Origin of the sequence: uncultured Mailhella sp. (genome assembly GCF_944324615.1) — a bacterium.
Taxonomy (GTDB): Bacteria; Desulfobacterota; Desulfovibrionia; order Desulfovibrionales; family Desulfovibrionaceae; genus Mailhella.
Genome location: NZ_CALUWY010000019.1, coordinates 36,725 through 49,041 on the forward strand (window position 1 = coordinate 36,725; position 12,317 = coordinate 49,041).

General features: G+C 61.9%; 10 protein-coding genes and 1 tRNA gene. 7 read left to right on the top strand and 4 right to left on the bottom strand.

Annotation, left to right across the window (positions count from 1 at the left end):
• Window positions 1-93: 93 nt before the first annotated feature.
• The 3 genes from uvrC to Q0K07_RS06255 all read right to left on the bottom strand — a co-directional run bounded on the left by uvrC (window position 94) and on the right by Q0K07_RS06255 (window position 4,397).
• Entirely contained in the window at window positions 94-2,181 is a 2,088-nt protein-coding gene (gene uvrC / locus Q0K07_RS06245) for an excinuclease ABC subunit UvrC (RefSeq protein ID WP_294557780.1), read from the bottom strand.
• Window positions 2,182-2,192: 11 nt separating this feature from the next.
• Window positions 2,193-3,611: an amidophosphoribosyltransferase gene (gene purF, locus Q0K07_RS06250; protein ID WP_294557782.1), complete on the bottom strand. Its 1,419-nt coding sequence runs from the start codon at window positions 3,609-3,611 to the stop codon at window positions 2,193-2,195.
• 63 nt (window positions 3,612-3,674) lie between these two features.
• Complete coding sequence (locus Q0K07_RS06255) at window positions 3,675-4,397, bottom strand: NYN domain-containing protein (RefSeq protein ID WP_294557784.1); 723 nt, start codon at window positions 4,395-4,397, stop codon at window positions 3,675-3,677.
• Between the two features lie 399 nt (window positions 4,398-4,796).
• Here Q0K07_RS06255 and dut point away from each other — a divergent pair, with 399 nt between their 5' ends.
• The 4 genes from dut (at window position 4,797) to gdhA (ending at window position 8,906) form a co-directional block, all read left to right on the top strand.
• Window positions 4,797-5,255 (top strand): dUTP diphosphatase, encoded by a 459-nt coding sequence (gene dut, locus Q0K07_RS06260; protein WP_294557786.1) that lies wholly within the window; start codon window positions 4,797-4,799, stop codon window positions 5,253-5,255.
• 24 nt (window positions 5,256-5,279) lie between these two features.
• Window positions 5,280-5,864 (top strand): HD domain-containing protein, encoded by a 585-nt coding sequence (locus Q0K07_RS06265; protein ID WP_294557787.1) that lies wholly within the window; start codon window positions 5,280-5,282, stop codon window positions 5,862-5,864.
• An 8-nt stretch (window positions 5,865-5,872) separates the two neighbouring features.
• The gene (locus Q0K07_RS06270) at window positions 5,873-6,790 is read left to right on the top strand and encodes a D-alanine--D-alanine ligase (protein ID WP_294557798.1); all 918 of its coding nucleotides are present in this window, start codon (window positions 5,873-5,875) and stop codon (window positions 6,788-6,790) included.
• 757 nt (window positions 6,791-7,547) lie between these two features.
• Window positions 7,548-8,906: an NADP-specific glutamate dehydrogenase gene (gdhA, locus tag Q0K07_RS06275; RefSeq protein WP_294557789.1), complete on the top strand. Its 1,359-nt coding sequence runs from the start codon at window positions 7,548-7,550 to the stop codon at window positions 8,904-8,906.
• Between the two features lie 111 nt (window positions 8,907-9,017).
• On the opposite strand, the gene Q0K07_RS06280 is transcribed toward gdhA, so the two are convergent.
• Window positions 9,018-9,569: a hypothetical protein gene (locus tag Q0K07_RS06280; RefSeq protein ID WP_294557791.1), complete on the bottom strand. Its 552-nt coding sequence runs from the start codon at window positions 9,567-9,569 to the stop codon at window positions 9,018-9,020.
• Window positions 9,570-9,868: 299 nt separating this feature from the next.
• On the opposite strand from Q0K07_RS06280, the gene Q0K07_RS06285 reads away from it, so the two are divergent.
• The 3 genes from Q0K07_RS06285 to Q0K07_RS06295 all read left to right on the top strand — a co-directional run bounded on the left by Q0K07_RS06285 (window position 9,869) and on the right by Q0K07_RS06295 (window position 12,317).
• Window positions 9,869-10,462: an IMP cyclohydrolase gene (locus Q0K07_RS06285; protein WP_294557793.1), complete on the top strand. Its 594-nt coding sequence runs from the start codon at window positions 9,869-9,871 to the stop codon at window positions 10,460-10,462.
• Between the two features lie 140 nt (window positions 10,463-10,602).
• Window positions 10,603-12,222 carry a GTPase HflX gene (gene hflX, locus Q0K07_RS06290; RefSeq protein ID WP_294557800.1) on the top strand — a complete coding sequence of 540 codons (1,620 nt, stop codon included), beginning with the start codon at window positions 10,603-10,605 and terminating at the stop codon, window positions 12,220-12,222.
• A gap of 18 nt (window positions 12,223-12,240) precedes the next feature.
• Window positions 12,241-12,317: transfer RNA gene (locus Q0K07_RS06295), tRNA-Glu, on the top strand.

Genomic DNA, 12,317 nt, shown 5'->3' on the forward strand with positions numbered 1-12,317 from the left:
CGGAGCGTCTGCCCTGCGGCCGGACAAAGGGGGCCGCCGTGAAAAGACGCGGCCCCCGCTTCCGTGAGGAGCAGGGGCACGGAAAGGCAGCGGCTAAAGTTTCTGCAGGGCCTCGCGCAGGGCTTCGGCCTTCTTTTTCCCTATGCCGGGCAGTTCCATGAGCTTTTCCACACCGGCGGCCTTCATTTCCGCCACGGAATCGAAGTGTTCCCAGAGCAGGCGCGCCGTGTGCGGGCCTATGCCGGGCAGCTGCCGGAGTTCTCCGCTGAAGGCATGTCTGGCCCGGGCCTGACGGTGCCTGCCTATGGAAAAATCGTGGGCCGCGTCGCGCACCACCTGAAGAAAGAGCAGTTCCGGGCAGCCTTCGCGCAGGGGCAGGGGATTGCTGCGCCCGGGCACGAAGATGCGGTCGGCCACATTGCCCGCGCGGCGGTCGGCATGGCCCTTTTCATCGCGTGCCTTGGCAATGCCTGCAAGCAGGAAGGGAAGGCGGCCGTCCGTGGCGAGTTCCTCACGAAGCACCTTGTCCACGGCGGCGAGCTGACCGCGCCCGCCGTCGATGAGCAGAAGGTCGGGCCAGGGTTCGCCGTGTTCAAGGCGGCGTTTCGCCCAGAGGGTGAGGGCTGCGTAGTCGTCGCCTCCCGCGCCTTCAATATTCCATACCCGGTAGTCTTCCCGGCGGGGGCGGCCGTCTTCATACACCACGGCGCCCACCTTGGTGGATTCGCCGCCGGTATGGGACACGTCGGCACATTCCACGCGCACCACGGGCCTTTCATCGTGGAAGGCCGCGGCCAGTTTTTCGGCAAGCGAGGCCTCTTTCCTGTTTCTGGCCGATTCGCGGGCATTGCTGCGGGCCATGTCCATGAGCCGCCGCTCCTCCTCGTTTCTCGGCACGGCGATGCGCACCGGACCTCCGCGAAGTTCGGAAAGCGCCTCTTCCAGCGTTTCGCGGCCTTCGGCCTCCTCTTCTGCGGGGGAGGATTGTTCCTGCGCCTTGAGCAGGGCGAGGGCTTCTTCCATGAGCGAGGGGCCTCTGGCCTCAGTATCCTTTCCGGGGGCCTCCTTTTCGTGCGGGGAGGCGGCAAGGGTGTCCTCCCCGCAGAAGCAGGGCGTGTAGCCCCCGCCTTCCATGAAGGGAGAAGCCATGCTGGACGAAGACTGCGGCGTCACCAGCGCGCTTTGGGAATCCACGGTGAAGGCCTGACCGCTCATGCCCGCCTCCCAGGGCAGGTAGGGCAGGATGATGCGCGAGGGAATGGAGCCTTCGGCATGGTAGAACTGTCCGAGAAAGCTGACGAGCAGTTCCGAGGCGTCCTCCAGACCGAGTCCGGGCCAGAAGAAGGCGCTTCTGTCCTGCACAAGACCGTGGCGCACGAAAACGACGCCGAGCGCCAGCCCGTCGGGCAGGCTCACCAGACCGAGCACGTCCATATCCGTGCCGGTCTGCAGCACGATGCCCTGCTTTTCCACGGTTTTTTCTATGGCGCGTATCTGATCGCGCAGGGCGGCGGCCTTTTCAAACTCCAGCGCTTCGGAAGCCTCTTCCATGGCGGCGCGCAGGTGGTCGATGAGTTCGCGGGATTTGCCGGAAAGCAGAAGCGTCACCCGGCGCGTCATGTCCGCATAGGCTTCGGGCGTGATTTCTCCGGTGCAGGGCGCGGAACACAGGTGGATGTGGTGGTAGAGGCAGGGCGTTTCGCGGTTCTTCATGGCCCTGTCGGAGCAGCGGCGCAGGGGAAAGATGCGGTGTATGGTCTTCCACGTTTCCCTTGCGGCAAGCCCGGCGGTAAAGGGGCCGAAGTAGCGCGCGCCGTCGCGCTTCTTCATGCGCCGCACGATTTCCAGCCGGGGAAAGGGATCTTTTTCCGACAGGCGGAACATGACGTACTGCTTGTCGTCGCGCAGGCAGATGTTGTAGTGCGGGCGGTGCTTCTTGATGAGGCTTGCCTCAAGCAGCAGCGCCTCCTTTTCCGAGGTGGTGTTGAGAAACTCAATGTCCGCCGCGCGGCTTATCATGGCTGCGGTCTTGGCCGTGAGCTGATCTGCCGGGCGGAAGTAGGAAAGTACCCGCCTGCGCAGGTTGCCTGCCTTGCCCACATAGATGATGCGGCCCGAGGCGTCCTTGTACAGATAGACGCCGGGAGTGGCGGGAATGCTGGAAGGTGCGGGGCGTTCCATCTCCATGTTCCTCAGCGGGCGAAGCGCACGTCGCCCTTGCGGTGGTATTCCAGCGACATCTTGTCCTGTACTTCAGGCAGGGGCGTGGGATATTCGCCGCTGAAGCAGGCCGTGCAGTATCTGTCCGGCTGGGATACGGAGGCGAGCAGTCCTTCCTGCGAGAGATAGTGCAGGGAATCGAGGCCGAGCATGGCCGCGATCTGTTCCGGAGCATATTTGGTGGCGATGAGGTCCGCGGGGGAGGGGAAGTCGATGCCGTAGAAGCAGGGGTATTTGACGGGCGGGCTGCTCACGCGGAAATGCACGGCCCGCGCCCCGAGTTCGCGCAGTTTGGCCACGCGCGTGCGTATGGTGGTGCCGCGCACGATGGAGTCATCCACCACATAGAGGCTCCTGTTCTCGATCATGGAGCGCACGGGGTTGATCTTCACCCTCACGGTGAACTGCCGCATGCTCTGGGAAGGCTGGATGAAGGTGCGGCCCACATAGTGGTTGCGGATGAGCGCATGTTCATAGGGCACGCCCGCTTCCTGCGCCACTCCGAGGGCGGCGTAAATGCCCGAATCCGGGAAGGGCACCACGCATTCGGCGTCGGCCATGGATTCGCGGATGAGGTTGCGCCCCATGCACTTGCGGCACTGGTACACGTCTTCTCCGAAAATGCGCGAATCGGGCCTGGCAAAGTACACAAGCTCGAAGATGCACTGACGCACGGGCTTTTCCTCGCTGCAGAAGCGCACGCTCCGGCATGTGGGGTATCCCTGTTCGGCCACGACCATTTCCCCGGGTTCCACTTCGCGCACATAATCCGCCTCCAGCAGGTCGAAGGCGCAGCTTTCCGAGGCGAACACCCACGAGTCGCCCAGTCTTGCCATGCTCAGGGGATGGAAGCCGTGCGGATCGCGCAGCGCGTAGATGCGCCCTTCGCTCAGGATGAGCAGGCTGTAGGCGCCCTCCACCCTGTTGCAGGCCACGGTGATGGCCTCTTCCAGCGTGTGGGAGGAAAGGGCCCGTGCGATGAGATGCACGAAGATTTCGCTGTCGATGGTGGTCTGGAAGATGCAGCCGTCGTTTTCCAGTTCCCGGCGCAGGGCGGCGGCGTTGGTCAGGTTGCCGTTGTGCGCGAGGGCGAGCTGCACGCCGTTTCTCACGCGCACAAGCAGCGGCTGGGCGTTGCGCGGCTGCGGCTTGCCCGTGGTGGAATAGCGTACATGCCCTATGGCGGTTTCACCGCAGAGGTGACGCAGATCCTCCTCATGGAAGACGTCGGGGACAAGCCCCATGCCCGCATGCAGGTGACAGGCACCTTCCTTTCCGTTCCACGAGACTATGCCCGCGCTTTCCTGCCCGCGGTGCTGAAGGGCATACAGGCCGAAATAGGTGAGCCTCGCCGCGTCCTCATGACCGACGATGCCGAAAATACCGCACATGTGCGCCTCCTTCTTCAGAAGCCGGAACAAAAAAGGCCTGCCCGGACGGGCAGGCCTGACAGCTTATTCTTCTTCCGCACGCTCTTCCTGAGCGGGACAGGGGTTGTATTCCTTGGGGTCGTCGAAGATGTGGATGCCGTGCGGGTAATTGGAATGCTGCGGCCGGGGCAGCTTGTTGCACACATAGTCCACATGTTCGCGCAGATCTTCCGCCGCGCGCGTCCACAGAGGATCGAGCACGACCTTGATGCCTTCCTCGCGGGCCAGCTTCACGGCCGGCACATAGTCGGCGTCGTTGGCCACGATGACCAGGCGGTCGGTCTGCTTCTTGTAGGCGATGGCGGCGATGTCCAGCCCGAGGAGCATGTCCACGCCCTTCTGGCGGATGTCGGGGTAGATGTCCCCGGCTTCAATGTCGTTCACGCTGATTTCCCCGGCCATGAGTTCGCCGAGGCGGTTGGCGTCGAGCTGCCACTGGCCGGCCTGCCAGGCGGAACGGCCGAGGCGCAGCGTGATTTCGGGCGTGACGCGCAGCGACTGCAGAAACTGCTGCTTGCGTGCAATGAGCGGCGTCTGCGAGAAGTCCATGGGGCCGCTCAGCGGATGTTCGCCTTTGCCCGTGAAGGGCAGAGCGTCGTAGAAAAGAATACGTCCCACGGTTTCACCGGGGGCAAGGTGGGAGAGACAGTGGCGGCGTATGCCCTGTCCGTCGAAATAAAAAGCCTTGAGCGAAATGATGCGTTTGCGCATGAATTCGCCATCAACGACAAAAGTGACACGAGCCATTGTACGACCTTGTTTTTCAGGGAATTCCCGATTGTGGATATAGGTTCAACCAAAGACGTTTTACCGGAGCTGTTCCGTCATGAAAGGGGTACGACGAAGTAAGGACGATAGTGTCACTACGGCATTCTGTCAAGAATATGACGGGGTAAAGCCTATATGAGAGTTTTTTTCGCGCGCTGCAGAACAACATGGAGGCCGTGAAAAACGCGGCTTTGCGAACGTTTTTTTTCCTGAAAAAAAAGGAGGAAAAAAGGGGGAGTTTTTTCCTCTTCCCGCAGCAGGGGACGGGGAGGGAGCGCTTGCCCCCGGAACGCGTTCGGGATATTCTCTCTTCCCTCCGGCGCACGACCCCCTCCGCGGGGCCGGAACCGCCGTTGATTTTTCCCGGAGAGGTTTTGCATGTCCACAGTTTTCGTCCGTTATCTCCGCGACGCCGCAGCCCTTTACGGCGGCGGTCTTTCCTATGCCACGCCCGGTTCCGCAGGCATGGACCTGCGTGCCTGTTTCGAGGAGGAAGAGCTTGTGGTGGAGGCGGGCGGCCGCGCGGCCGTGCCTTCGGGCATCTGCGTGGAACCCGGCGTGCCCTCGGTGGCGGGCTTCATCTATTCCCGCAGCGGGCTGGGGGCCGTCAGGGGCCTTGCCGTGGCCCAGGGCGTGGGCGTGGTGGATGCCGACTACCGGGGGGAAATCGTCGTCTGGCTGCTCAATACTTCCGGCGCGGCAATTTCCATCCGGCGCGGGGAGCGCGTGGCGCAGCTCGTCTTTCAGCCCGTGTGCAGGCTGGAACCTCTTGCGGCAGAGGAACTTTCCGATACGGAACGCGGCGACGGGGGCTTCGGTCATACCGGCCGTGTCTGACCCTTTTTTTCCTGAGGTTGCATCATGTTGCCTTCACTTGAATTTCCGGCCGACCCTTCCTGGAACGTGCCCGATGAGCATCAGTGCGCCCTTTTGTGGGACAAGTACGAAATGCCGCCGCATATCCGCGATCACTGCCGCGCCGTGGCCGGTGTGGCAGTGGAAATAACGTCCCGCGCGGTTGCACGGGGCGTCATTCCTGCGGGGCGTCCGCTTTCGGTGCCGCTTGCCCGGGCGGCGGCGCTGCTGCACGATATCGCCAAGAACTACACCATCCGGCACGGCGGCAGTCACGCCCAGCTCGGCGCGGCCTGGGTACGGGAGGAAACGGGCAATCCCCTGCTTGCGCAGGCGGTGCTCTTCCATGTGGAATGGCCCTGGAGCGGCGGTGACATGGACGATGTGCGCGATCCCATGCGCCTGCCCGTCATCGTGGCCTATGCCGACAAGCGCGTGCGTCACGCCGAGGTGGTTTCCATCAGGGAAAGATTCGATGATCTTCTGGTCCGCTACGGCATAAGCGCGGACAAGGAGGAGACCATCGCCCGCAATTACGCTCATGTACAGGCCGTGGAGCAGGCCATATTCGACAGGGTAGGAACTCTTTAATGGACAAGATGCGCATTCTTCTCGTTGCCGGCGGCTGGTCCACGGAACGTGAGATTTCTCTTAAGGGGGCGGCCTCCATTGCCGAAGCGCTTCGTGCGCGCGGTCATGAGGTGACGCTCTTTGATCTTTCGGACGGCTTTGAGGCCCTGCTCCGCGAAGCGGGCAGGCACGACGCGGCCTTTCTGAACCTGCACGGCCAGCCCGGAGAGGACGGCCTGGTGCAGGCCCTGCTCGATGCGGCGCACTGCCCCTATCAGGGCAGCGGCCCCGCCGGCTCCTTCCTTGCGCTGAACAAGGCCGCAGGCAAGGCGCTCATGCGCCGCGCGGGCATTCCCACGCCCGACTATGAATTTCTGCCCTTCCGTCCCGCCGAAGGCTGGAAATGCTCCCTGCCGTATCCGCTGTTCGTCAAGTCCAATACCGGCGGCTCCAGCATCGACCTCTTCCGCGTCGGCAGCGAAGAGGAGCTGGAAAAGGCGCTGGATTCCCTCTTTTCCCGTCGGCATGAAGTGCTCATCGAAACCTTCATCCCCGGGCAGGAAGTCACCTGCGGCGTGGTGGGCCGCCCGGGAGAGGAAAAGGCCCTTCCCCCGGTGCTCATTGTTCCCCGCCGCGAGTTCTTTGACTTCCACGACAAGTACGCGCCCGACGGCGCGGCGGAACTCTGCCCCGCGCCTCTTGATCCGGCAGTCACGGCCAGAGTGCAGGAAATGGCCCTTGCCGCCCATCGCTGCCTCGGCCTTTCCGGCTACAGCCGCACCGATTTCCGCCTGCGGGAGGACGGCGAGCTGTTCGTACTGGAAGTGAACACCCTGCCCGGCATGACCGGGGCGAGCCTCGTGCCCAAGGAAGCCGCAGCCGAAGGCATCGCCTTCGGTGAACTTCTGGAAAATCTTCTGCTCTATGCCGTGAAGAACGCGCGCTGAGCCCTGTTCCGCCTTTTTTCGCGCCCTTTTCCCTTGTCAGGGAGAAGGGCGCTTTTTTTATGCCCCATTTTCTGAGGCGGAGGCCGCACGCCGGGGCAGAGCCGTTTTTTCTGCGCTTTTGCAGGCGGGAGGGAAGGTTCCGCCTGCCCGGGGGCTGAAAAAGGCGGCCTTTCCTCCGCTGAGGGGACCGGGAAAAGGCCGGAAATGCGTGCCCGCCTCCATCTGCGGGGCAGAAAGCCTGCGGGATGCGCCGTGACAGGTTCCGAGACTTCCGGCCTCCCTTTCTGCAGAAGAGGCGCCTGCCGGAGCACGGTGCGGCAGGCCCTTTTCCCGGGCCTTGCGGCGCATCGGCCGCGTTTTCTGCGCAGGTTCCCGGCAGAAGCACTTCAGCGCAGCGGAGAAAAAGTCGTTGCCCGCCGCCTTTCCGGGCCGCGGGCCTCCCTGTTTCCCCGGAAAAGCCGCAGGGAAGGGAAAAAAGAGTACAAAAATGTTATTTTGTAACATGCTGAAAAACATGATGAAAAAATGTTTTTAATTTTACAAAAATGTTAAATATAATGATTTCAACGGATAAAACAGGATGAAAAATTTCGTTTTTGTCATAAAAAGAGTTGATTCCCGGAGGAAATAGGGATAGTCGATAGTCGTCAACGCCGTGAAACACCTGTTTTTGACAAAAATGTATTACAGGCTCACGGCGAGTGGAAATGCGTATCCGGGGGACAGTCCCCTTCCATTTTTCAAGGAGCAGCGAGTCATGGGCAACAGTTATGTACGCAATGTTGTGGAAAGCGTGCGCGCCAAGTATCCTCATCAGCCGGAATTCCTCCAGGCCGTGGAAGAAGTGCTTCTTTCCATGGAGCCTCTTTTTGAAAAGGAATCCAAGTACGAGGAAAACGCCATTCTTGAGCGCATCGTCGTGCCCGAACGCCTCATCGAGTTCCGCGTCGCCTGGACGGACGACAAGGGCCGCATTCAGGTGAACAACGGCTACCGTGTTCAGTTCAACTCCGCCATCGGACCGTACAAGGGCGGGCTTCGCTTCCATCCCAGCGTGAACCAGAGCATTCTGAAGTTCCTGGGCTTCGAGCAGATCTTCAAGAACAGCCTCACCGGTCTCGCCATCGGCGGCGGCAAGGGCGGTTCCGACTTCGATCCCAAGGGCAAGTCCGAAGCCGAAGTCATGCGCTTCTGCCAGGCCTTCATGACCGAACTCGTCCGCTATGTGGGCGCCTTCAGCGACGTGCCCGCCGGTGACATCGGCGTGGGCGGCCGCGAAATCGGCTACCTCTTCGGCCAGTACAAGCGCCTGACCAGCCGCTTTGAAGGCGTGCTCACCGGCAAGGGCCTCAAGTGGGGCGGTTCTCTGGCCCGTACCGAAGCCACCGGCTTCGGCAACGTGTACTTCGCCGACAACATGCTCAAGGCCGTCGGCAAGGAAATCGAAGGCAAGACGGCCGCCGTGTCCGGTTCCGGCAACGTGGCCATCTACACCGTGAAGAAGCTCTATCAGCTCGGCGCCACCCCCGTGACCGTGTCCGACTCCAGAGGTTCCATCTACCAGCCTTCCGGCATCAATCTGGAAGTGCTCCAGCAGGTCAAGGAACGCGAGCGCGCTTCCCTCACCCGCTATGCGGAACTGTGCAAGGACGCCACCTACATTCCCGCTTCCGACTACCCCGCCGGTGAACATCCCGTGTGGAACGTGGGCGCGGACCTCGCCTTCCCCAGCGCCACCCAGAACGAAGTCACCCTCGCGGACGCGAAGAACCTCCTTTCCAAGGGCTGCATCCTGGTGAGCGAAGGCGCGAACATGCCTTCCACCCTCGAAGCCACCGCCGAATTCCAGAAGGCGGGCATCTGCTTCGGCCCCGCCAAGTGCGCCAATGCCGGCGGCGTGGCCACCAGCCAGCTGGAAATGGAACAGAACGCGGGCATGACCTCCTGGACCTTCGACGAAGTGGACAGCAAGCTCAAGGGCATCATGGCCGGCATCTTCAAGGCTGCCCATGACACCGCCGAAGAATTCGGCCAGCCCGGCAACTATGTGATGGGCGGCAACATTGCGGGCTTCCGCAAGGTGGCCGACAGCATGATCGAACAGGGCGTCATGTAAGCTTTACTCTCCTCCTCCACAGACAGAAAAACACCGTCTTCCCCACACGGGGAAGGCGGTGTTTCGTTATGCTTTTTCGGCGGCGCCGGGGAGGGCTTCCCGGAAGGCTTCCTATTTTTCCATGGGGCCGAGGTCGAAGGGCTTCTGCATGCCGAACCAGAAGAGGAAGGCCTTTTCCCATTCCGCAAAGGAGGGAACGGTTTCGTCGCCCTTCGCACCCGGGGGCAGGGCGTTGCCCCTGAGGTCGATTTCGTTGTTGGCAAGGGCCTGCACCCAGCCGTGGAAGAAGTCCAGACGGCGGCGGAAGGCGGCGTCTCCGGCAAGGGCGCTCATGCGCGCTTCAAATTCCGCGCTGCCCGGGATGACGCCCGTTTTCTCTCCCAGCCAGTGGAAGATCACATCCCTTGAGCGTTCCATGGAAATGATGTTTCCCTGCAGCGCGTCGAGGATCCCGGCAAATTCGGGTTCCTCCGCACGGGAGCGGGCGGCCGCTTCGGCGGGAAGCGCAAGCCTGGCATCCATGGATTCCACGGTCAGTTCCCGTTCCGGGGAAGACTGCATGGGCCTGTGTTCCGGCTCCTCCACATCTTCCAGAAAATAGAAGCGGAGCCAGTGTTCATAGTGCATGGCTTTCAGAAAAAGGTCGGCGAAAGATTCCGTCATGGCAGTTCTCCTCAGGGTGAAGGGCCGCAGGGCCCGGAGTGGTTTTCTGTCCGCAGGGCGGCCTTGTCAAGGAAAAAGCCCGGCCGGACCTTTTTGCCGCGGGAAAGGCTTTGCGGCAAAAGCGCGGAAAGAGCCTGGGAGAAGAAGCCCGAAAGCCTCTTCCAAGATACGGAAGCCACGGGCGGAAAAAGGAAAAAAGCTTGGGAATCCAGTATGTTTTCCCATTTTTACCCCTGCGGGACGCTTGCCATTTGACGGCTCCTTTGGCAGTATGAAATCATATCATCAAGGGGGTTACGATGGACTTTCTTCCCATCAAGCGCGCTCTTCTGAGCGTGACGCATAAGGACGGGCTTGCGGAATTCGCCGCTTTTCTTCACAAAAAGGGCGTCGAGCTGGTTTCCACCGGCGGCACCATGAAATTCCTGAAGGAACAGGGCCTTCCCGTGACGGCCGTGAGCGAAGTCACCGGCTTTCCGGAAATTCTGAACGGCCGTGTGAAAACCCTGAACCCGCGCATACACGGCGGCATTCTCGCCAACAAGGACGTGCCGGAACACATGAAGACGCTTGAGGAATTCAACATCAAGCCCTTCGATCTGGTGGTGGTGAACCTCTACGACTTCAAGTCCGCGCTGGAAAAGCATCTTGATCCTCTCGCCATGGTGGAGGAAATCGACATCGGCGGTCCCTGCCTGCTGCGTGCTTCTTCCAAGAACTTCAACAGCATTCTCGTGCTTTCCGATCCCAGCTACTATGCCGAGGCCATGGAAGAAATCGAGAAGGGCGGTGTGAGCATCGCTTTCCGCCGCCGCATGGCCGCCGCCACCTTCCGCACCACCTCCAACTATGACGACATGATCGCCACCTGGATGGCCGGAGGCGTACAATAGCCGCCCGGGTGGAAGGCAATACTGCCGGCCTCAAGCCCAGCGAGCTGAAGGCTCTCAACAGGCTGGGGCAGCGCCGTTATGCGCCTCAGGGCGGCTACAGCCCTGAACAGGCGCGGGAACTGGCGGCGCTCTCCCGCCTGTTGTCCAGACAGATAGGCCTTGCGCTGGACAGGCAGGGCAGGGTGAGCATGGTCATCGTGGGCGATGCCTCCTCCATTCTCATCCCCGAGCTTCCCCATGTCCGTACGGGCGCGGGCCGTCTGCGCGGCCTGCGCCTTCTGCATACGCATCTGGGTCCGGACGGTCTTTCCCACGAAGACCTCATGGACCTTCTTTTTCTGCGCCTCGATTCCGTGAGCGTGCTCACCGTGGATGAATGGGGCATGCCCGGCATGTTCCAGAACGCGCACCTCATGCCGCCTGCGCCGGGCCAGGAGGATTCCGGCTATGCCGTGGGCGACATGCTCTCGTGGGACAGGGTGGACATCGACTTCACCCGTCAGGCCGAAACGCTGGAAGAGGAATTCGGCCGTGTTCTCGACGACGCCGTGAGCACGGGCGAGGAGGAAGAGGGCGAGCGGGCCGTGCTGGTTTCCGTTTCGCTGGAACCGCGCGCCGTGCAGGAGCGGCACCTTGCCGAACTTGCGGAACTGGCCCGTACTGCGGGCGTGAAGGTGACGGGCAGCATGATACAGCGCGTCGCCGCCATCCATCCCCGTCACATTCTGGGCCGCAGCAAGCTTGCCGAACTGGAAGTGCTTGCCCTGCAGGGGCAGGCTTCCGTGGTCATTTTCGACGGGGAACTCAGCCCGGCGCAGCTCAACAGTCTTTCGGAACTGACCGAGCGCCGCGTCATGGACAGGACGCAGCTCATTCTCGATATTTTTGCCAGACATGCGGTGACGAAGGCGGGCAAGCTTCAGGTGGAAATGGCCCAGCTGCAGTATTCTCTGCCCCGGCTTGCGGGCAAGCACCGCTCCATGGACCGTCTGGCAGGCGGTATTTTCGGCAACAAGGGGCGCGGCGAAACCAAGCTTGAGCTGGAGCGCCGCCGCATCCGCGAGCGCATCACCCGCATCCGCAAGGATCTGGAGGAACTGCGCCGTCAGAGGTTCCACACAAGGGCCCGCCGCGCAAGGCAGGGCCTGCCCCTGGCCGCGCTGGTGGGCTATACCAATGCCGGAAAGTCCACCCTGCTGAACGCGCTCACCAAAGCCGACGTACTGGCGGAAAACAAGCTTTTCGCCACGCTGGACCCCACCACCCGCCGCCTGCGCTTTCCCCGTGAGAGGGAACTTGTGCTGGCCGATACCGTGGGCTTCATCCGTTCTCTTCCCCGGGAACTCATGGAGGCCTTCCGCGCCACGCTGGAAGAGCTGGAAGCGGCCGATCTGCTCATCCATGTGGTGGACGCCTCGCACCCCGAGAGGGACCAGCAGATGGAATCGGTGGAACGCATCCTTGCCGAAATGGGGCTTCAGCGCATTCCCCGCGTCACGCTGCTGAACAAATGGGACGCCGTGCCTGTGAACGACAGGGTGCCCCTGCTCTTGGACAGGCCGGACGCCATCCCCGTTTCCGCGCTGACGGGCACGGGCCTGCAGAAGGCGGCCGCCGCCATAGAGCGGCAGATGTTTGATGAAGGCGCATGGCAGCGCCGCGACCCGCAGACCTGGGAAGAGTTTGAAAAGGCGGGCAAGGCAAGGAAAAAGCGCGCGGATGAGGAAAAAAAGCTTGACGACACCGAGCCGTTTCGGTAATTAACACCAACGCAGCACGTCCCCATCGTCTAGCCGGCCCAGGACAGCGGCCTTTCACGCCGTCAACGGCGGTTCAAATCCGCCTGGGGACGCCA